This is a genomic window from Algoriphagus yeomjeoni, assembly GCF_003259505.1.
Taxonomy (GTDB): domain Bacteria; phylum Bacteroidota; class Bacteroidia; order Cytophagales; family Cyclobacteriaceae; genus Algoriphagus; species Algoriphagus yeomjeoni.
Window position 1 is genome coordinate 341,192 of record NZ_QLLK01000005.1, and the last position, 22,557, is coordinate 363,748.

Below are 22,557 nucleotides of genomic sequence, written 5' to 3' on the forward strand. Positions count from 1 at the left end.
ATTCATTCTTATATCATAAAATGAAGGAAAATAAAAAAACGTACTGGAAAGGGCTTGAGCAGCTCAATAACGATCCAGAGTTTGTAAAGAACGCTGACAGGGAATTCCCTGAGCTTCCTTCTACACTCAACGAAGAGGGTAGTGCTTCCAGAAGAGACTTTCTGAAAGTAATGGGTTTCAGCCTAGCAGCAGCCTCTTTGGCTGCATGTGAGGCGCCTGTAAGAAAGATGATCCCTTATGTGAACAAGCCGGTTGATATCAACCCATCTGTTCCTAACTATTATGCATCTACCTATGCTACTGGTGGGGATTACGCTTCTATTGTAGTTAAGACAAGAGAAGGTCGTCCTATCAAAATTGACGGAAACGAACTTTCCCCTATTAATAAAGGAAAAGTGAATGCGATTGTCGAAGGGTCTATCCTTTCTCTTTATGATAAAGAGAGAATAGCAGGGCCTTACAGTGGAGGTCAGCTTTCTGACTGGAAAACTGTAGACGCGCAAGCAAAATCTGCTTTGGCTTCTGCAGGAGCTGTGAAAATCGTAGCAAACACGATTATTTCACCTTCTACTTTGAAGGCTATTCAGCAATTCGCTGATGCTAATGGAAATGTAGAAGTAATCATGTATGACCCACTTTCTAACTACGGTATTACTAAGGCTGCAGAAACGTATTATGGTTCAGCAGTACTTCCTTCCTATTCATTTGACAAAGCAAAAACAATCGTATCCTTCGGAGCTGACTTCTTAGGATCTTGGATTTCTCCTATTGAATTTGCTCGCCAATACGCTCAAACAAGAAAAATCAGCAAAGAGAAGCCTGAAATGTCTAGACATTATCAGTTTGAATCTACCTTGTCTCTTGCTGGTGCAAATGCTGATTACAGAACTCCAATCAGAGCTTCCCAAAGCGGGTTGGCGGTTCTTGCGTTATATAATGCGATTGCCAAGAAAGCTGGGGCAGCTACCGTTTCAGCTCCGGCAGTTGAGATTGCTCATCTAGAAAAAGCTGCCGCTGACCTTTGGGCCAGCAAAAGTGCTTCTCTTGTAGTTTCTGGATCAAATGATCCGAATGTACAAGTTGTCATCAATGCGATCAATGAATTGCTTGGAAGTAACGGTACTACAGTAGATTTCGCAAATGTAGCTCACTACAGAAAAGGCGATGATGCCAAAATGAATCAGTTTGTAACTGATTTGAATGCAGGAAGAGTTGGTGGAGTTATTTTCTACAACTGTAATCCAGTATATGATTTTGCGAGAGGCGCGGAAATCGCCGCTGGTATTGCAAAAGCAAAAGTGAGTATTTCTACTAATGGTACATTGGATGAGACTTCATCTTTGGTGCAAATAGTAGCTCCAGATCATCACTTCTTAGAGTCTTGGAATGATTTCGAACCAAAGAAAGGTCATTTCTCTTTGGCGCAGCCTACGATTTCTCCGCTTTTTGATACAAGACAAGCACAAGAATCTTTCTTGGTTTGGGCTGGTGATACTACCTCTTATTACGATTTTCTTCAGGCTAACTGGCAGGGTGGCTTATTTACGCAGGTTGAAACGAGTGGTACTTTCCAAGAATTCTGGGATCAGACCTTATACAATGGAGTACTAGCTATCAATTCTACTTCTGAGGCTTTGGCTCCAGTTGGAGATGTAAGTGCTGCTGCTTCTGCGGTATCTAAAGCTTACTCTGCTGACAACGCTTCTGCTGAATTAGTGATTTATACTAAAGTAGGTATCGGTAACGGTGCTTATGCAAATGTTCCATGGCTACAGGAATTGTCAGATCCTATCTCTAAGGCAACTTGGGATAACTACCTGACAGTAACTCAGAAATGGGCTTCTGAAAATGGAGTGACTCAATCTGAGGAGCATACTAGCAAAGCTTCTATCACAGTAAATGGTAAATCCTTGATCGTTCCGATCTTGATTCAGCCAGGTCAGGCAGAAGGTACCTTTGGGTTGGCTGTAGGATACGGTAGAACTAAGGCCGGTCGTGTCGCTAATGGCGTGGGTGTGAATGCTTACGAATTACTTGATGCTTCCAAAGGCTTTGTCAATTTTGATATTACTTCAGGCGTAGAGGTTTCTGCTACCGGAGATTCTTATAAAATTGCACGTACTCAAACCCACCAGACTTTCATGGGGCGTGAAAACGTCATCCAGGAATCTGTTTTGAGCGAGTATCAGAAAGATGCTTCAGCAGGCAGATCTCATCCTCAGATTTACAAGGATGGTGAATTTGTAAAACCATCTAAAATATCTCTTTGGTCAGGCCACCAATATTCTCAGCATCACTGGGGACTAGCTATCGATATGAATTCATGTATCGGTTGTTCTGCTTGTTCTGTTGCTTGTCAGGTTGAAAACAACGTGGCTGTAGTAGGTAAGCAGGAAGTATTGAACAGAAGAGAAATGGCTTGGATCAGAATCGATCGCTACTATTCTTCTGATGCTCCAGCCGATGATTTGAGTGCAATGGAAGTTGCTTCCAGCAATCCAGAGGTTACTTTCCAGCCGATGATGTGTCAGCAGTGTAACAACGCTCCATGTGAGACTGTTTGTCCTGTTGCTGCAACTACCCACTCTTCTGAGGGACTAAACCAAATGACATACAACAGATGTATTGGTACAAGGTATTGTGCAAACAACTGTCCGTATAAAGTACGTCGATTCAACTGGTTCAAATACCACGATAACAAAGACTTCGCAGGAGTCAATGTCGCTCAAAACGATGATTTGGGTAAAATGGTCTTGAATCCAGACGTAACCGTTCGTGCTCGTGGTGTGATGGAAAAATGCTCCATGTGTGTGCAAAGAATTCAAGCTGGTAAGCTAGAGGCTAAGCGTGAGAAGCGTAAAGTGAAAGATGGTGACATCAATGTAGCTTGTGCTGTAGCATGTCCTACCGATGCTTTGGTATTCGGAGACTTGAATGACTCGAATTCTAAGGTTTCTCAGCTTCTCAAAATTGAGGAGAATACTACTTCAGCATTGAAAGAAGTGAATGAGGAGAGAGCATACCATGTATTGGAAGAGATCAACGTGAGTCCAAACGTTTGGTACTTTACCAAAATCAGAAATAAAGACTTAAACGAAGCGTAATCAAAATTTTATAAACTATGCAGGTTACTTCATCCGTACGCGAGCCGTTAGTTACCGGGGGTAAAACCTACCATGATGTGACGCATGACGTGTCACGACATGTAGAGGCAAAACCAAATATCAGGTGGTTTCTAGCTTTCCTTACGTCTGCCGGTGTTTTGGCTTTGGGATCTATTGCTGTTGTTGCCACCGTTTGGGAAGGCATTGGTATGTGGGGACTAAACAAAACCGTAGGCTGGGCTTGGGATATCACCAACTTCGTTTGGTGGGTAGGTATTGGTCACGCTGGTACACTTATCTCAGCAGTATTATTACTTTTCAGACAGAAATGGAGAACCTCCATCAACCGTGCTGCAGAAGCGATGACTATTTTCGCTGTAATTTGTGCCGCTATGTTCCCGGTTCTTCACATGGGCCGTCCATGGCTAGGAGCTTATTGGGCACTTCCACTTCCAAACGTTTTTGGATCACTTTGGGTAAACTTTAACTCCCCTCTTCTTTGGGACGTGTTTGCGATATCGACTTACTTCTCTGTATCACTAGTATTCTGGTACATTGGTTTGATTCCTGATTTCGCTACCATTAGAGATAGAGCTACTGGATTAAGAAAAATTATTTACGGAGCACTTTCATTTGGATGGGATGGCGCTGCAAAATCTTGGAGCAGATACGAATCAGTTTCATTGATCCTTGCAGGTTTGGCTACTCCACTTGTACTTTCTGTACACACGATTGTATCCTTTGACTTTGCGACTTCAGTAATACCAGGATGGCACACGACTATCTTCCCTCCATACTTCGTGGCAGGTGCGATTTTCTCTGGTTTCGCCATGGTATTGACGCTGATGATTGTAACGCGTAAAGTCTATAAACTGGAAGATTACATTACAATGGGTCACATCGAATTGATGAATATTGTAATTATCATCACGGGTTCTATCGTAGGTATTGCTTACATCACCGAATTCTTCATCGCCTGGTATTCAGGAGTAGAAGCAGAGCAGTATGCATTCATCAACCGTGCAACTGGTCCTTACTGGTGGGCATACTGGTCAATGATGACCTGTAACGTAATATCTCCACAGCTTTTCTGGTTTAAGAAAATCCGTACTTCTATCGTAGCGACATTTGCTTTGTCTATCGTAGTGAATATCGGTATGTGGTTTGAAAGATTTGTAATTATCGTAACCTCACTACACAGAGATTATCTTCCATCTTCTTGGGCGATGTTTTACCCAACTTGGGCTGATGTCGGAGTTTACCTATTCACATTTGGTTTGTTCTTCACCCTGTTCTTCTTGTTTGCCAAATTCTTCCCGGTAATCAACATGGCAGAAGTGAAATCTGTATTGAAGTCTTCATCTGATAAAGTGCACAAATAATCATGGAAAGAGATACACATTTTGTTACTGGAGTTTATGAAGACGAGGATGTATTGCTACAGGCGATCACCAAAGTAAGGTCTTCAGGTATTAAAATCCATGAGGTCTATTCCCCCTATCCTGTTCACGGGATAGATGATTACCTGGGGTATAAAAGAAGCAAGTTGCCGATCGCTGCCTTCTTATTCGGATTGCTAGGAACTACATTGGCTTTGACCATGCAGTTCTACATGATGAAATTTGACTGGCCAATGATCATTGGTGGTAAGGATTACGGTGCTTTCCCGGATTTCATCCCGGTTACCTTCGAGTTGACTGTATTATTGGCATCATTCGGTATGGTAGGCGTATTTATGGTGAGTACAAACTTGAAGCCTTGGGCCCAGCCTAGAATCTTCGATTTGAGAATTACTGATGATAAGCACGTAATGGCAATTGATATAGCAAACAATTCAGCTATGGAATTGGCCAAGATTGAAGAGATATTGAAATCGTCTGGAGCATCAGAGGTTAATAAAAAAAGTTTTGAATAGTAAATCTGGAAATATGAAGATTGCTAAGACACTAAGTATTTTAGGGATTGCAGTAGCTGGGATTACCCTAGCAGGCTGTAGAGCCGGAGGCGAAAATCAAGGCTTAGAATATGCCCCTCAGATGTATCACTCGGTAGCGTACGAACCTTTGACTCAGATCATGGATTCGGAAACTAAGGGAGACCTGATTTCTACCCGAGAAGATGGTAAAGGCGAATATTTCAATAGTAACATTAACAACCCTCACAACATGAATATGCGTGAGCCAGTTGCTAACACGGTTCCTAGAAATAAGCAAGGATATTTGCCATATCGCTACAAGGCTTTTGAAATAGAAGAAGCTGGAACATCAATGAAAAACCCTATCGAACTTTCAGATGAAGTTTTGACTGAGGGTAAAAGGTTGTACCAACTATATTGTACTCCATGTCATGGAACAGGTGGTCAAGGAGATGGTAAAGTAGGAGCAATTATAGGTGGTGTGGCTAACTTAACAGGTGGCGCCTATGTGGGTCTTTCTGAAGGACATATTTACCATGTTATCACCAAAGGAAAAGGAAGAATGGGAGCTCACGGTTCTCAGATCACTCCAGAAAATAGATGGAAAATTGTTCACTATGTGAAACAAGAACTCCAGGGAGGTCAGAATGCTGATAATGCAACAGCAACGACGGAAGTTGTAGCTGAAGCTGACCAAGATGTATCACAAGTAGAAACTCCAGCTAATTAATTATGGCTCACGACGTACAACACTATAATCTGGATCAAAAATTTGATTTCACAGCAGCGACAAAAAAGTCTGTTTTTACAGTTTTGGGTATCGGTGCAGCATTGCTAGTAATAGGTATCCTAATGGCAATGTTTGGTGGAGGTCATGGCGAAGCGGCAGAAGCTGAAGGCCATGCTTTTCATTGGTATGAGCGCCTATACGCTAATCTTTGGATCAATAATGTTTATTTCACTGGTATAGCGATTATTGGCGTATTCTTTTTTGCAATTCAATATGCTGCACAGGCCGGTTGGTCAACAGCTATTATTCGAGTAATGCTTTCATTAGGTAATTGGCTGCCAATTGCTGGTGTATTAATGATCGTTACTTTCTTCGTAGCTAATCATGATTTGTTCCACTGGACTCATGCTTACTTATTTGATAAGGCTTCTCCAGAATATGATCATATCATAGACGGCAAAGGATCGTTCTTCTATTGGCCTATGGCTAAAGGAACATTCCCTGTTTTCTATATCTTTAGAATGGTCTTGTTTTTTGGGTTCTGGGTGTTCTTTTTCAAGAAATTTCAGCAATTCACCTACAATGAGGATATCATCGGAGGGACTTCTTCCTGGTATAAGATCAGAAGCTGGTCAGCATTCTTCCTTATTTTCTTTGCAGTTTCATCTTCTATCTCTGCATGGGATTGGGTGATGTCAATTGACACGCACTGGTTCTCTACGCTATTTGGATGGTATGTATTTGCCTCTTGGTTTGTAGCCGGACTATCAACGATTACTTTGCTTGTCATCTTTTTGAAAAGTCAAGGATTACTTGAAATGGTCAATGAAAACCATGTTCATGACTTAGGTAAATTCATCTTTGGCTTTACCATTTTCTGGACCTACTTATGGTTCTCTCAGTTCTTGTTGATCTATTATGCCAACATTCCTGAAGAAACAGTTTACTTCATTGAAAGATTGTCGAGTGATATTTATGGTCCTTTCATATTTGTAAACTTAGGTCTAAACTTTGTCCTTCCTTTCTTGTTATTAATGACAAGGGATTCTAAAAGACATGGAGTTTTCTTGAAATTAGTTTGTGCCTTAATCATCGCTGGACATTGGGTTGATTTCTTCCTTATGGTTCAGCCTGGCACATTAGGACATAATGGTGGAGTTGGGTTTATGGAAGTAGGTATGTTCTTGGTTTATGGAGCTGCCTTCACCTTCGTAATTCTTTCTAGTTTGGCAAAAGGGAATTTGGTTCCTAAAAACCATCCAATGCTTGAAGAAAGCTATAATCATCACATTTAATAACAGCCGAAATAACTAAGGTATGTACGGATTTCTGATTGGAGTAGGGGTTCTTTTGATATTTTCCATAATATGGATGGTATATCGAATCCAAACATTAGTCTCAGTTGTAAAAGGATCTGATAAAAAGATCGCTTCAGGGAGTAATAAGGTTAACGCTATTTTATTTATCGTTTTCTTGTTAGGTGGCGGAATTTTGATGTTCTGGTATTCTATCAAAGAATTTGACAATTATCAGTTGCCAGTTGCTTCCGAGCATGGCGTTATTACTGATTCTTTGTTCTGGTGGTCAATGGGTGTCACTGGGATAGTTTTCTTGATCACTCATATCCTACTATTTATTTTCCCTTATAAATATCAGTATAGTGAGAAGCGTAAAGCATCCTTCTACCCTGACAATAACAAGCTTGAGATTATCTGGACAGTTGTTCCGGCTATCGTTCTTGCAGGCTTAGTTATTTCTGGTTGGGTAGCATGGTCAGATATCACTGCGCCAGCTCCTGAGAACGCACACACTGTTGAAATCATGGGGTATCAGTTTGCTTGGGAGGTTAGATATCCAGGTAAAGATCAAGTATTAGGTGATTACGATTACCGATTGATTTCTGCTACGAATTCACATGGTGTCGATTTCTCAGATAAGAATTCTGTTGATGATTTCCCATCTCCAGTAGTGGTAATACCTAAAGGAGAGCCAGTACTTTTCAAAATCAGAGCTAGAGATGTTCTTCACTCTGTATTTGCTCCACACATGAGATTGAAAATGGACGCAGTACCTGGAATGCCTACTCGTTTTTGGTTTGTACCTACTAAGACTACTGCTGAAATGAGAGAAGAGACTGGTAATCCTGATTTCAATTATGAGATCGCTTGTACTGAGATATGTGGAAGAGGTCATTTCTCAATGAGAAAAGTAATAGAGGTAGTAGAGCCTGAGGCTTATCAAAAGTGGTATGCAGAGCAGAGATCTTTTATCCAGATGAATCCAGCTTTAGCTACTGGAGTTCCAGCGGATGCAAAAGAAGTAGCAGAAGTTCAATTAACTGAAAAGTAACAAACAAAATTATAGATTATGTCAACAGCATCTGTCGCAAATCATGACGCAGCTCACGATCACCACGATCATGAGCACCATGATAATTTTGTAACCAAATATATTTTCTCTCAAGATCACAAGATGATCGCAAAACAATACTTAGTTACTGGTATGTTTTGGGCTCTTATCGGTGGACTTCTTTCTATCCTATTTAGATTACAACTAGGTTTTCCAGATATGGATATGTCTTTCCTTCGTCCTATACTGGGTGGATGGATAGATGAAGCAGGGAAATTGGATCCTACGTTCTACCTAGCTCTGGTCACTATGCACGGTACCATCATGGTATTCTTTGTTTTGACTGCAGGTCTGAGTGGTACATTTTCCAACTTCTTGATACCATTACAAATTGGAGCTAGAGATATGGCTTCAGGATTTATGAATATGATTTCCTACTGGTTGTTTTTCATTTCCGGTGTGATCATGTTTATTTCTCTTTTCTTAAAAACAGGGCCTGCTGCTGGTGGTTGGGTGGTTTATCCGCCTCTTTCTGCATTGGAGCAAGCTATTCCTGGATCTGGATTGGGAATGACCTTATGGTTGGTAGCAATGACTTTCTTTATTGCTTCTTCTCTAATGGGAGGTATCAATTACATCACTACAGTAATTAACCTGAGAACAAAGGGGATGTCTTTTTCAAAGCTTCCTTTGACTATTTGGGCTTTCTTCTTGACAGCCGTAATCGGTCTATTGTCCTTCCCAGTTTTATTTGCTGCTGCTTTATTATTAGTATTTGATAGAAGCTTTGGTACTTCATTCTACCTTTCTGATATCTATATCGGTGGGGAAGCACTTCCAAATACAGGTGGTAGCCCAGTATTGTATCAGCATTTATTCTGGTTCTTAGGTCACCCTGAGGTTTACATTGTATTGCTTCCTGCATTGGGTATTACTTCTGAAGTAATCGCTACCAATTCAAGAAAGCCAATCTTCGGATATAAAGCGATGATTATATCCTTGCTTGGTATTACAGTACTTTCTTTCGTAGTATGGGCTCACCATATGTTCGTGTCAGGTATGAATCCTTTCCTAGGATCGATCTTTATGTTCCTGACTTTGATCATTGCGGTGCCTTCAGCGGTAAAAGTATTCAACTACTTGACTACGCTTTGGAGAGGTAACTTGATCTTCACTCCAGCGATGTTGTTCTCGATTGGTCTAGTTTCCTTCTTTATCTCTGGTGGTTTGACAGGTATTTTCCTTGGAAACTCAGCTATTGATATTCAGCTTCACGATACGTATTTCGTAGTAGCTCACTTCCACTTGGTGATGGGTTCTGCTTCCTTCTTTGGAATGATCGCAGGTGTTTACCACTGGTTCCCTAAGATGTTTGGCAGAATGATGGATGCTAAATTGGGCTATGTACACTTCTGGATCACATTTGTAGGAGTATACATGGTTTTCTTCCCTATGCACTACATTGGTATTGCTGGCTTCCCTAGAAGATACTACAGCTGGACAAACTTTGAGTTTGCCAATATGTATACTGATTTGAACATGTTTGTGTCTGTAGCTGCGATCATCACTTTCGGTGCTCAGTTCATATTCTTGTTCAACTTCTTCTACTCTATGTATAGAGGTAGAAAAGCTTCTGAGAATCCATGGAGATCCAATACGCTAGAGTGGACCACTCCTATAGAACCAGGTCACGGAAACTGGCCAGGTGAAATCCCTGCGGTTTACAGATGGCCATATGATTACTCTAAGCCAGGTGCTGAAGAGGATTTTATACCTCAGACTGTTCCGCTTTCAGCTACTCCTGAGTCCAATCTTCCTCATGAGCAGGAATTGGTTAAAGTGGAGTTGGAAATTATGAAGGAAGAGGAGGAAGTGTTGGTCTCAAATGAAACAAGTCACTAATAAATCAATAAACAGCTTTCGTCGTGTAAATTTAATCACGGTGATAGCTGTTTATATACTGATTCTTATTGGAGGGATAGTTAGGAGTACAGGTTCTGGAATGGGCTGTCCCGATTGGCCAAAATGCTTTGGCAGTGTGATTCCTCCAACGAGTGTGGATCAATTACCTTCAAATTATCAGGAGATTTATCTCAATAAAAGATTAGCCAAGAACGAAAGGTTCGTGGCAACACTTGAAAAATTAGGATTCTCTGAAAAGGCCGAGGAAATAGCAAATGATAAATCCATTCTGATCGAAGAGGAATTTAATGCAGTTAAAACTTGGATTGAATACCTCAATAGATTAGCTGGAGTCGTTATTGGACTTCTGATAATCTTTACTGTTTGGAAATCATTTTCACTCAGAAAGGCTGATCAATGGGTACCAATATTATCTGTTTTCAATCTAGTCTTGGTAATTTTCATCGGGTGGATCGGTTCCATTGTAGTTTCTACTAATTTGCTGCATTGGATGATCACTTTCCACATGATGTTGGCATTGCTACTCGTTTCACTTTTAATCTATGTTTATCACAGATCAGGTAAGTTGATAATGAGTAAAAGTGTGAAAATGAATGTGCCAAGACGAATTGAGCGTGTGCTATTCATAGGTACTGTATTAATGGTGGTTCAGATTGTTCTAGGCACTCAGGTAAGAGAGCAGATAGATGTTATCTCTTCTTCTTTAGGCAATATGCTTAGAGATGAGTGGATAGGAAGAGTGGGGTTAAATTTCCTTATTCATAGATCCTTCTCATTAGTTCTACTTGGTATCCATGTATTGTACTTCTTCTGGGCATTTAAATATACTCTAAGAAGGTCTCAAGTGAATCTTTGGTCTCAGGTCTTGATGATTCTGATTATACTGGAAGTAGCTACAGGAATGGGAATGGCCTACTTTGGTATTCCAGCATTTCTTCAGCCAATCCATCTCTTATTAGGTTCTTTGATTATAGGAGTGCAAGTTTTCTTACTTCTTGAAATCAAAGAAAATATACAGTTTCGATTAAATACAAATTGATCATGAGGACAGTTGCAGTGACTGACCATATTAGTAGTTTAGTGATAAGCAAGTTTAGAGCTTACGCTGAGTTGATTAAATTAAGGCTTTCAGCCTTAGTTACCTTCTCTGCTGTATTTGGTTATATTCTTGGCGATCGTGGCGTTAGTTTCGGATGGTCTGGCTTTCTAGGTTTGGCCATTGGTGGTTTCTTGATTAGTGGTGCTTCCTGTGCTGCAAACGAAATCTTGGAGCGTGATCTGGATAAGCTGATGAAGCGTACTCAAAATCGTCCACTTCCTTTAAAACTTATTTCGCTTCAAGAAGCTCTTTGGGTTACTTCATTTGTAGCAGTAATAGGCGTAGGGTTGCTCTGGTACTTTACTAATCCGCTGACCACTTGGCTAGGTGTATTGAGTATGGTGCTCTACGTATTTGTCTATACTCCGTTGAAAAGGGTAGGACCTATTGCTGTCTTCGTTGGTGCTATTCCTGGTGCGTTACCTCCGCTTTTAGGATGGACTGCTGCCACGGGTTCTATTACCCATGAAGCTTTGATTATTTTCGGGATTCAATTTATCTGGCAATTTCCTCACTTCTGGGCGATCGCTTGGGTTGGAGATGAAGATTACAAAGCAGCAGGTTTCAAACTTCTACCAAGTGGTGGAGGAAAAGATCTCAATACTGCTATTCAAATAATGATTTATACGCTCTTTTTGTTGCCATTGGGTTTGCTGCCAAGCTATTTTGGACTTACTGGAATGACTTCAGGAATCGTCGCTACTGTTTGTGGCGTGTTGTTTTTGGCACAGACTTTCTCCTTAATGAAAGATTGTTCCCGCAAATCAGCTTTACGAATAATGTTTGGTTCCTTTTTGTATTTGCCAATAGTGCAAATCGCTTACCTATTAGATAAATTACCCTAATCATGGAAAAGGAACTTAAATACGTAGATATGGTAGAGCAGCCTATCGCGATGCATCCAAAAAAGTTTGCATTATGGCTGTTCTTAGTGACTGTGGTAATGATTTTTGCTGCACTCACCAGTGCTTATATAGTTCGACAATCTGAGGGAAATTGGTTAGAATATGATCTCCCTACTATTTTCTGGTACAGTTCAGGAATAGTAGTACTCAGTAGCCTTTTCCTTCAATATGCTTATTCAGCAGCAAAAAAAGATAATCTTGTAGGGCTTAGGTCAGGTCTCAGTTTGGCAGTATTGTTTGGCGTTGCATTTCTAGTAAGCCAATGGTACAGTTGGGTAGCGCTAGTTGATGAAAACGTGTTTTTCGTTGGCAACCCTTCGGGATCATTTCTTTACGTATTCACGGGATTGCATGCTGTTCACTTAATCAGCGGTGTGATATTTCTGATTATTGTATTAATTTCGACCTATAGATATAAAGTGCACTCCAAGTCTATGGATACACTTGAAATGGCAACTACTTTCTGGCATTTTCTAGCTGCATTGTGGTTATATCTATTTATGTTTTTGCTTTTGAATCATTAAAATAAACCAAGTACAAATCAATATCTTATGTCTGCGCATTCTACTGCTATAGGAGTAAGCTCGAAAAGAGGCGTTTGGGGAGGTGGTAATGAACCTCTCAAAGCTAGCTATGGAAAACTCATGATGTGGTTTTTCCTTCTTTCGGATATCTTTACTTTTGCCGCTTTTTTGATTACCTACATTGCTATCCGAGTAAGTTATCCTGCTTATGGCGGACCTGCCACGGAGTTTGTTGGTTCTAATGAGTACTGGCCAATACCAGAATTGGTATTTGATGCTATTCCATTTGTACATGGAGTCCATGCTCCACTAGTATTTGTAGGTTTGATGACCTTCATTTTGATCGCAAGTTCTGTTACTATGGTATTGGCTGTAGAGGCAGGTCACAGAAATGATAGAAATGACGTAGTGAAATGGATGCTTTGGACTTTGGTAGGAGGTATTACATTCTTGAGCTGCCAAGCATGGGAATGGAATCACTTTATTCATGGATCTGAAGGTGGTGCAGTGCTGAATTATATCAATGGAATTAGCCAGAATGTAACTGAGACAGTATTTGGGGCAAATCTACTGGTCAATGAATATGGTCCAGCATCCTTTGCCAATCTGTTCTTCTTCATCACTGGTTTCCACGGATTCCACGTTACGATAGGTGTTATTCTACTATTCATGGTATTCTATCAGGCTGCTGTGGGAGTATATGATAGAAGAGGTCATTATGAAATGGTTGAGAAAATCGGTTTGTACTGGCACTTTGTCGACCTTGTTTGGGTCTTTGTATTTACTTTATTCTACCTGATCTAACCTGTAAAAATTAGAATTATGGATATTCAAGAAAATAAATCTACGCTTAACGTAGTTCCTAGGAACAGTGAGAAAATCAAAAAGATAGGAAAGACTGCTTTGATTTTGGCGCTGATAACAGGTGCTGAGTTCATCATGGCCTTTACAATGCCGAGAGGAATTATCCTTTATGTGTTGTTCATGGTTTTGACAGTATGGAAGGCAAAATATATCATGATGGAATTCATGCACTTGGGTGACGAGGTGAAGCCTTTAATTTATTCTATTTTGATCCCTATCGTTTTCTTGTTCTGGCTGATAATAGTTCTTGTTAAAGAAGGATCAGACATTTTCAACATGCGTTGGTTTTAATCTGAGGTTAAAAAGATATTTTAAAAGGAAGGTTGAAGTGAGAAACTTTGGCCTTCCTTTTTTGTTAAAGCACTAGTATGAGAAGTTTACGTTTATTGCAAGGGATGGTACTGGTGTGCATCCTCTTGGTGCCAATTTTGATATTTCTTTTTCTAAAAGGTTTTGGGAGCAATTCGTATGATATTCCTGTCTTTTTTGAAAAAGGAGTGGACAATCCATTTCAAGAATGTCCAGTTGCAGATACTACTCAGCATTATATTCCTGAGTTCACCTTTACTAATCAAGAGGGTGATAAAGTAGGTAGATCAGATATGGAAGGGAAATTGACAATAGTTGATTTTTTCTTTACCTCTTGTCCAAGTATCTGTCCTAAGATGTCTGCTGAGATGGAGCGAGTAAATGACATGTTTAGAGATGAAGACAAAGTTCAGATTATGTCAATTAGTATAGACCCTACTTATGATACTCCGGAAATCTTGCGGGAATATGCTGAAGAACATAAAGCGGTGGCTGGCAAGTGGGATTTCCTTACCGGTGGAGTTCAGGAAACCTACGACCTAGCCAAATGCGGCTTTATCATTCCTACTGTTGATGGGATGGGAGTTCCGGATGACTTTGTTCATAGTGACAAGTTTATGCTGATAGATGAGTTGGGTCGGATTCGTGGATATTACAGTGGAACCACACGTGAAGAAGTAGATTTATTGATGTTAGAGACTAAAGTGTTATTACATGCAAGCGAAGGAGAATAGTTTGTTAGAAAATGAAGGGAAAGTTAAAGGCTGGATTATTGCCATTTCTATAATTATTCCTCTGGCTGTGGCGGTACTTATATTTATGCCCTCTAAAATTAATTTGGGGGCAGAATGGGTTTACTTCCTTCCTCATCTAAACGCCGTTATGAATACTGCAGCAACCTTTGCTTTGATTGCAGGATTTGTATTTATCAAAAAAGGAAATGTCCCTTATCACAGGGCATCAATGACTGTGGCTTTTGTACTGGGAGCCATATTTTTGGTTTCTTATGTGATTTATCACGCAGCCGCTGAGAGCACTTCATTTGGAGGGGAAGGATCAATACGAGGCATTTATTTCTTCCTTTTAATTACTCATATTATTCTGGCAGCTGTCGCTCTTTTCCCTATCCTCTTTGCATATTACTATGGGTATACTGATCAGCGTGTGAAGCACAGAAAAGTTGTTAAATTTGCCTATCCGATCTGGCTTTATGTAACTGTCACCGGTGTGATTGTTTACTTGATGATCAGTCCTTATTATCTACATTAAAAAACCTGCGTTTATTTTCATTCGTAGGAATTAATATGAAAAAAGCTCTTAAAATAGGATTTCTTTCAATCATAGCTTTGCTGTTCCATACTGCAACTTATGCTCAGTGTGCCATGTGTCGCGCATCAGTAGAAAATAATGTGAGTAATGGAGATACTAGTGTAGCAGCTGGTCTTAATCTTGGGATTATGTATTTGTTTGTAATGCCCTACCTAATTGCAATGGTGCTAGGGTATTTCTGGTATCGAAATGCTAAGAAAAGAAAAGCTAAAATTGCCATGCACTAAACGAATAGAATAGCAAAGTTTGATCAGAGACTTTGCTTTTTTTATTTTACATCTAAATGAAGCATGATTCCCGCCGCCTGATCATCTTGATCAGTATTTTCTCTCTTCTTGCAGTGTTGATATTGAATTTCTTTTTCTTTCAGAAAAGCGATCAGGATACGTATTTGCAGGCTTTACAGGATCGGATTCAGGCTGTTGACAAAGAATTTGATGAGGATTTCATACAGATTCTAATGGATGTAAGACCAGATGATACGTTAAGTTTTGGTCAAATCAGTACTCCAGTCCATAAACATCCTTTTTTTATTTTAAGTCCTGAGAAAGAGCTCTTGTTCTGGTCGGACTTCACGTTAGCGCTGGATTTTTCGCAAGTTGATCTTACTAAAGAATACCAGTTGTTGGAGGATCCTTATGGTACTCTCATGCTGAAGATAAGGAGCGTGAAAAGGAATGGAGCTGATTATGTAATGCTTCATGTGCTCCGCTTGATTTGGCCCGGAAACATTGAAAATAACTATCTGATTACAGGTCCAAACCCAGAGATCTTTGGGAATGGTAGATTCGAGCTCTTGACCACCCCTGAGGAAGGAGCTGCAATTGTTAAGAATCCTGCGGGAATACCACTTTTTGGAATCAATTTTCTTTTTGGTTACAGCCCGGCTGGCCGAGTTGTCAATCCTGCCATTCTAATCTTCTTTACCTCAGTATTTCTTCTTTATTTTCTATTAAGCTCTGATTTTGTACTGAGTAAGTGGAAGTCAGGAAGAAGGTGGCAGGCTATAGGCTACGCGATTTTTGTGCTAGGGACATTTAGATTTATGATGTTACTCCTGGATTTCCCAAGTAACTATCTCAATTTGTCCTTATTTGATTCAGCCAATTACGCCTCTTCTTGGTTCAATCCCAGCTTGGGAGATCTGTTGATCAACACGATTTGTGGGGTTTTGATCTTAGCGATGGTGATCTATCAGCTTGCTTCCAGAGTGATGCATGAAAAGATAAAAGTCCTAAAGACCAAGAATGAGTTCTTGGTGTTTTTCCTTTTCTCCTTCCTGGTTAGCTCTATAGGTTTGTACATGATCTGGTCACTCCCTCGGGACTTGATGACCAACTCGCAGTGGGCATTAGATATTAGCTCTATTCCCTCATTTGATTGGTTTAAAGGGATAAGTTTCTTTATGCTTTTCCTGTGGGGAGCAGTATATGTTTTGCTTTCGCTTACTATGTTTAGTTTGCTTTTGGAGGTCAATAAGCACAAAAAAGTATATTACAAATGGATTGCAATTGTAGGTCTTCCCATCGCTGCGGCCTTATTTTTCTTTAGCCTCTGGGGAGGTATTGTATGGCTTATCCATCTTATTTTCATAGTCATAATCATCCGACTTGAGCTTTTCAAAAATGCCTTTAAACTTGGATTAGATACCTTTCTCACCTTCTTTTTTGCATGTCTAGTGGCGGCAATTATTGGAGGGATAAGTACTTTTCAGACAGAAAAAAGTGAATTGATTCAATCGAAAAATCGCTTTGCAAATCAAAACCTAATTGAGAACGATGTAATGACCGAGTTTTTCTTGGGGGAAATATTCACACGGATCAAAAATGATTTGTTCATTCAGAATCGAATAGCAGATCCACTTTTCTCTAAAGACCCAATCGAAACCAAAATCAGGAGAATTTATCTGGATAATTACTTCGATCAGTTTGAAGTTCAAGTCAGGATTTTTTCTTCTTCAGGGCAACAAATCTTAGGTTCTACCAATTCGGAAAGCCTGAAAGATCTGCAGCTGGAATATATCAAAAGCGACTATGCGACTAGTGTAAAAGATCTGTACTTTATCCGCGGCAATGAATCGAACAAAGGGAATCGCTTCATAGCTTTTGTGCCAATGAGCAAAGAAGGATCATCGCTTGGTACAGTTTTTCTTGAGTTGAAACAGTTACGTGTTCAGCCTACCAGTGTCTATCCGAAATTGTTACTGGATAAGAAGTATAACGACAAGCTTGATCCTGTACTTTATGATTATGCCATTTTCAAGGAGGGTGAATTTATACGGAATTCAGGCTCCTTTAATTATCTCAATGTTGGGTTCAAACGTGCACTGAGCCGCAATGCCTTATTAACTGAAGGAGTCCATCAAAATGGATATCATCATTTCGGGATAAAAAACGGAGATGAGTTGATAATAGTCTCCTCAAAGAATATTTCCGTCGCTCACTTCTTTGGGAACATCTCGCTCTTCTTTGTGCTGTTTGTGATCATGACTTTCTTGGCTATTCTGATCAATACTTTGGTCACAGGAGTGAAGAACTTCGAATTCAATTACTCCACTAAGCTTCAGCTTTACCTTAATTTCGCCTTCTTTTTCCCAATCCTTATCATTAGCATTATTACGATTGGGCTGCTTGCCAATAGCTACCGTGATGACTTGGACCGACAATACATCCAAAAGGCAGCATTGATCAGAGGGAATCTTGGAAGCTTTCTCAATAATCAGAGCCTTGAAAATGTCGACAGTGATCAACTCAATGAGGAAGTAAATGAATTGGCAAACACCATTGCCAGTGATATCCATATTTATAGCACTGAAGGCAAACTGGAATCTACCAATCGCCCTAACATCTTTGATAAGAAAATTTTGGCTCCCTTAATTAATCCTAAAGCAATGGCTGAGATTGAAGAAATGGGGCAGTCTCAGTTTCTGGCTGAGGAGCAAATAGGGAAATTGCGGTACAAATCTGTGTATCTGTCGATTCCAGCAACAGCGAGTCAGCAGAATTTAGGGATTTTGGCAGTTCCATTCTTCGAGTCAGAAGCAGAATTAAACACCCTGATTGCAGATGTGCTAAGCAATATTTTCAATGCATTCGTGGTGATTTTCATTCTCTTTTTGTTTGTTTCCTATTTTGTCTCTACCAACCTCACCTTCCCTTTCAAGTTGCTGACGCAAAAGCTAAAAGCTACCAATTTGGAAGATAATGAACCCATGTATTGGGGTTCCAAAGATGAGATTGGGTTACTTGTGAATGAATACAACAACATGCTTTTTAAACTGGAAAGCTCCAAGAAAGTACTTGCTTCCACTGAGAAGGAATCTGCATGGCGGGAGATGGCTAAGCAAGTTGCGCATGAGATAAAAAATCCATTGACGCCAATGAAGCTCACCCTTCAGCACTTGATCAGGCTGCAAGATGCGGGAAGGTTAGACGATGCGGAAAAGCTAAAGAGATCATTGGAAACATTGATTCACCAAGTTGATGCACTTAGCGGAATAGCTTCCTCTTTCTCTACTTTTGCAAAAATGCCATTGCCAAATAATGAGTTGATGAACTTTAAAGCTGTGCTGAATAAAGTTTTGGAGCTCTTCAGCGGTGACCAGCAAGTTGATTTGATTTTTCAGGACGATTCTTTTACCGATGAAATTCCGATCTTAGGTGATGATAAACTTTTCGGAAGAGTGATTTCGAATCTAATTATTAACGGGATTCAGTCTGTCGAACCTGGAGTGAAGCCTGTAATTGGCATTTGGCTTTGGATGACAGAACAAGCCGTTTTCCTTGAGATTACGGATAATGGTAAAGGAATCACTGACGATCTGAAGGATAAAATTTTCATTCCTAATTTCTCTACCAAGTCCACAGGATCTGGATTAGGATTGGCTATCGCAAAAAGTGGTGTGGAAACAGCGGGCGGAAAAATCTGGTTTGAAACTGAGGTTGGAAAGGGCACTACATTCTATCTCACCTTTCCATTGATGGGATAATTCATCTTTTTAGTACCTTCCAATCAAAAGGCATTTCGGAGTGAATAATCGTATTGGGCTTCTTATCTGGGTATTATTGCTGGGCTTTGCTATATCTGTAAAAGCTCAGGAAAAATGCCGATGGGTACAGTCTGGAGATTTTATAGTGCCTACTGTTCCAGATTCACTTTCACTGTTAGAAGAAACCATTAGACTAGCAGATAAGGAAGGAAAGACTTATAAGTTCAATTACGATCTCAGTGCAAATAAGCTTCAAGTGCTTTTTGAAAATGACTCAAAGCCCGACTCACTTTTGCTTTGCTATCGGACTTTTTCTATACGTTTTGATCAGCCAGTTGCTCGTCGGACTTTACTGGTCGATTACGATTCCATGGCTCAGTTTAAAGATAATCGAATGGCAGAATTACCTGCATTTGACTTTCGTGAAGAGCTATTTCCCACGACAAATCTTTATAAATCCGGAAGTCTCACGCGGGGTATTTCCTTTGGGAATACCCAAAATGTTTTTGTCAACTCTGCACTTAACCTTCAGCTAGAAGGGGATATTTCTGAGAATTTAAAGATCCGTGCAAGCATCACCGATCAAAATGTACCTTTCCAACCTGAAGGAAACACACAGCAGATTCAGGACTTTGACAATGTGTTGATCGAGCTATATAACGATGACTTCAATTTGGCAGCTGGAGATGTGGTTTTGCAGCAGCGGGAGTCTGAGTTTTTAAGATATTACAAAAATGTACAAGGGCTCCAATTCACCTCCAAGTACAAAATGAGTGAAAAGTGGTCTGCAAGTTCTCAAGGTTTTGCTTCCATTGCCAAAGGGAAATTTGCTTCAATTCTACTTCCGATTTTGGAAGGAGTACTTGGTCCGTATCGAGTTAGCGGACCAAATAACGAGCGATTTGTGATCATCATGGCAAATTCTGAGCGTGTATTTCTAGATGGTAAACAGCTCAAGCGTGGTTTCAATGAAGACTATGTGATCGATTACAATCAGGCAGAAATCACTTTTACACCCAAAGTTCTGATCACGCAGTATTCCCGTGTTCGGGTAGATTTTGAATACGCCGAGCGGAATTATTCCCGATCTATCATCGGGGCAAATCATACTCAGACCAACGGGAAAGTCGATGTTTATTTGAATTATTATCAGGAAAAAGACAATCGTAACCGTCCTCTATTCACCGATTTTTCTCAGGGTGAATTGGGACTAATGGCTTCAGTGGGCGATAGTGCCAAACTGGCAAGAACTCCTCGGATCGATAGTGTCGCTTTTGATCAGAATCGGATTTTATACAAAAAGGTCACAGCGTTTGATGATCTGGGTAATCCTGTTGTTTATTATGAATATTCCAACGAACCTGAGTTGGCGCATTACGAATTAGGTTTTTCGCAAGTTGGCTCTGGACTTGGAGATTATCGCCGATCCAGCCAATTGTCAAATGGAACAGTCTATGAATATGTTCCTCGCTTAAATGGACAGCCACAGGGAGATTATTCGATTTTGTCCCAATTACCGCTTCCTGATAGCAAGCGAATGGTGACTGCGGGCAGCAGAATTAAGCTAAACGAACATGAGAAAGTTTATACGGAATTGGCGCTTTCTTCGGAAGATAAAAACCTTTTTTCTGAATTAGATGATGAAAATAATCAGGGGCTGGGAGTGAAGGTAGGTTTGCAATCTGAAGGTCGGGAATCCTCACTTTTCAAAGGCTATACGATGAAAGGCCAATCGGAATATGAATACAATTCTACCAATTTCAATTTTATAGATCGATTCCGATACATTGAGTTTGATCGGGATTGGGGGCTCAGCCAGCAAGCATTACAAAATCCAGCATCCGAGCAGTTTTTCCGCGCTGGGATTGGTTTTGAAAAAGATGCGCTAAATCACTTCGATTACCTTTTTTACCTGAGGAACAGGAAAAACGTACTAAATGGAACACAGCATACTGCAAATTGGAACCTTCAGTTAGGGTCCAAAATTCGGCTTAGGCAAGAGTTCTTTCGCTTGAATTCAACTCAGGATTCATTGAAATCTGACTGGACGAGGTATCTGGGTGATTTGAGTTATAATTCCAAAATTATTGTGCCCGGCTATCAATTTTCATTGGACCAAAATGCTTTGAAAAGTGCAGAAACGGATTCGGTGGTTAGTACTGCAATGAACTTTAAGCAGCATCTTATTTATTTGCGAAGCAACGATTCGCTGAGTTATTCATTTTTAGCAGATGCAGCTTGGCGTGAAGATAAAGCTCCAATGGCGGGAGAAATGGTCAATGATACAAGAGCTTTTACGTCCAATTTTACGTTCAGAAAGCAATGGACACAACATAGTTTAAGCAGTACGTTTACCTATCGGGAACTGGAATATTTGCAGCGCGATCTGCAGTCCGAACTCAATGTGATGGGCAAGCTTGACTATCAAGGGAGTTTGGGAAAAAATCTCATTAGAAATGAAATCAGCTATGCGATTGGCAATGGACGAGAATTGCAACGGGAGTTTGTGTTTTTGCCAGCGCCAAATGGTGATGGTACGCATACTTGGAGGGATGATAATGACGATGGCGTGCAGCAGCTGAATGAATTCTATATCGCCATCAACCCCGAGGAAAAGCAATACATTAAGATTTTTGTTCCTACGGATACCTACATTCAGGCGTACACTAGTATTTTGAATTACCGACTTCAGGCTAAATTCCCGGAATCTTGGAAGGAGTCGGGTGGGTTGCGAACATTTCTGCATAAGCTCTCCAATACAACAAGCCTGAGTGTGGAGAAGAAGGTGACTTCTGACGACTTTGTGGATCGGATCAATCCTTTTGTTGGCGGGATTAATCGCGAGGATATTTTGTCCATCCGCCAAGTAATTCGCTCTAGCTTTTTTTTCAATCGAGCTTCAGCAAAATACGGATTTGACCTTACTTATTTTGATTCCCAATTCAAGCAGTTGCTCTCTGGAGGTTTTGAGGATTTGATCCAGAAGGATTGGAAATTGAATACTCGATATAATTTCAATGGACAGACTACTTTGAGGATTTTGGCAGGAATAGGAACTCGGCTTTCTGCTTCTGACTTTTTGGATAATAGAAATTATGCCATCTCGCAAAATCAGATCGGACCTGAGTTTTCTTGGCAGCCAACTCCTTATTTTCGGACTACTGCTACTTATTCTTTCACTGGAAAAATCAACACTACAACTGTAGAATTCAAGGAAAAAGCGGAATTGCATCAAGTGGGACTGGATCTTCGTTTTGCACGAGCAGTGAAAACTACACTCACCGGAAATCTCAAGTTGATTCAAATCGATTACAATGGTGTAGCAAACTCTCCTGTGGGTTATGAAATGCTCCAAGCGCTGACGCCAGGGACAAATGTGACCTGGAATTTGAATTGGCTTCAGAAAATCGGGGAAGGGCTACAGCTGAATCTCGTGTATGAAGGAAGGAATTCACAGGGATTGGATCGGATAGTTCATGTAGGGAGAATGCAAGTTTCCGCTCTGTTTTGATAAAAAA

At 40.3% G+C, this 22,557-nt stretch carries 17 protein-coding genes; all 17 read left to right on the forward strand.

Annotation, left to right across the window (positions count from 1 at the left end):
• Positions 1–20 precede the first annotated feature (20 nt).
• Entirely contained in the window at positions 21–3,104 is a 3,084-nt protein-coding gene (locus LV83_RS10870) for a TAT-variant-translocated molybdopterin oxidoreductase (RefSeq protein WP_111611552.1), read from the forward strand.
• Between the two features lie 17 nt (positions 3,105–3,121).
• Positions 3,122–4,486, forward strand: coding sequence for an NrfD/PsrC family molybdoenzyme membrane anchor subunit (gene nrfD / locus LV83_RS10875; RefSeq protein ID WP_111611553.1), 1,365 nt, complete (start codon positions 3,122–3,124; stop codon positions 4,484–4,486).
• Positions 4,487–4,488: 2 nt separating this feature from the next.
• Positions 4,489–5,019, forward strand: a complete 531-nt coding sequence (locus tag LV83_RS10880) for a DUF3341 domain-containing protein (RefSeq protein WP_111611554.1) — start codon at positions 4,489–4,491, stop codon at positions 5,017–5,019.
• A 13-nt stretch (positions 5,020–5,032) separates the two neighbouring features.
• Positions 5,033–5,749, forward strand: a complete 717-nt coding sequence (locus LV83_RS10885; RefSeq protein ID WP_111611555.1) for a c-type cytochrome — start codon at positions 5,033–5,035, stop codon at positions 5,747–5,749.
• Positions 5,750–5,751: 2 nt separating this feature from the next.
• Positions 5,752–7,044: a quinol:cytochrome C oxidoreductase gene (locus LV83_RS10890; RefSeq protein WP_111611556.1), complete on the forward strand. Its 1,293-nt coding sequence runs from the start codon at positions 5,752–5,754 to the stop codon at positions 7,042–7,044.
• 22 nt (positions 7,045–7,066) lie between these two features.
• On the forward strand, positions 7,067–8,098 hold the full coding sequence (locus LV83_RS10895; RefSeq protein WP_111611557.1) for a cytochrome c oxidase subunit II: 1,032 nt from the start codon (positions 7,067–7,069) through the stop codon (positions 8,096–8,098).
• Between the two features lie 18 nt (positions 8,099–8,116).
• A complete protein-coding gene (locus LV83_RS10900; protein WP_111611558.1) occupies positions 8,117–10,000 on the forward strand; it encodes a cytochrome c oxidase subunit I in 1,884 nt (627 codons plus the stop codon).
• A complete protein-coding gene (locus LV83_RS10905) occupies positions 9,984–11,060 on the forward strand; it encodes a COX15/CtaA family protein (protein WP_111611559.1) in 1,077 nt (358 codons plus the stop codon). Before LV83_RS10900 ends, LV83_RS10905 begins: the two co-directional genes overlap by 17 nt.
• Before the next feature lie 2 nt (positions 11,061–11,062).
• A complete protein-coding gene (gene cyoE / locus LV83_RS10910; protein ID WP_111611560.1) occupies positions 11,063–11,965 on the forward strand; it encodes a heme o synthase in 903 nt (300 codons plus the stop codon).
• Between the two features lie 2 nt (positions 11,966–11,967).
• A complete protein-coding gene (locus LV83_RS10915) occupies positions 11,968–12,549 on the forward strand; it encodes a cytochrome c oxidase subunit 3 (protein WP_111611561.1) in 582 nt (193 codons plus the stop codon).
• Positions 12,550–12,576: 27 nt separating this feature from the next.
• The gene (locus LV83_RS10920) at positions 12,577–13,353 is read left to right on the forward strand and encodes a cytochrome c oxidase subunit 3 (protein ID WP_111611562.1); all 777 of its coding nucleotides are present in this window, start codon (positions 12,577–12,579) and stop codon (positions 13,351–13,353) included.
• An 18-nt stretch (positions 13,354–13,371) separates the two neighbouring features.
• Positions 13,372–13,704, forward strand: a complete 333-nt coding sequence (locus LV83_RS10925) for a cytochrome C oxidase subunit IV family protein (RefSeq protein WP_111611563.1) — start codon at positions 13,372–13,374, stop codon at positions 13,702–13,704.
• Positions 13,705–13,781: 77 nt separating this feature from the next.
• The gene (locus tag LV83_RS10930) at positions 13,782–14,456 is read left to right on the forward strand and encodes an SCO family protein (RefSeq protein WP_111611564.1); all 675 of its coding nucleotides are present in this window, start codon (positions 13,782–13,784) and stop codon (positions 14,454–14,456) included.
• A complete protein-coding gene (locus tag LV83_RS10935) occupies positions 14,437–14,991 on the forward strand; it encodes a DUF420 domain-containing protein (protein WP_111611565.1) in 555 nt (184 codons plus the stop codon). The genes LV83_RS10930 and LV83_RS10935 overlap by 20 nt, the downstream gene beginning before the upstream one ends.
• Before the next feature lie 35 nt (positions 14,992–15,026).
• The gene (locus LV83_RS10940; RefSeq protein WP_111611566.1) at positions 15,027–15,278 is read left to right on the forward strand and encodes a hypothetical protein; all 252 of its coding nucleotides are present in this window, start codon (positions 15,027–15,029) and stop codon (positions 15,276–15,278) included.
• A 56-nt stretch (positions 15,279–15,334) separates the two neighbouring features.
• Positions 15,335–19,039 carry a sensor histidine kinase gene (locus LV83_RS10945; protein ID WP_111611567.1) on the forward strand — a complete coding sequence of 1,235 codons (3,705 nt, stop codon included), beginning with the start codon at positions 15,335–15,337 and terminating at the stop codon, positions 19,037–19,039.
• A gap of 40 nt (positions 19,040–19,079) precedes the next feature.
• A complete protein-coding gene (locus LV83_RS10950) occupies positions 19,080–22,550 on the forward strand; it encodes a hypothetical protein (protein ID WP_245947035.1) in 3,471 nt (1,156 codons plus the stop codon).
• Positions 22,551–22,557: the final 7 nt, after the last annotated feature.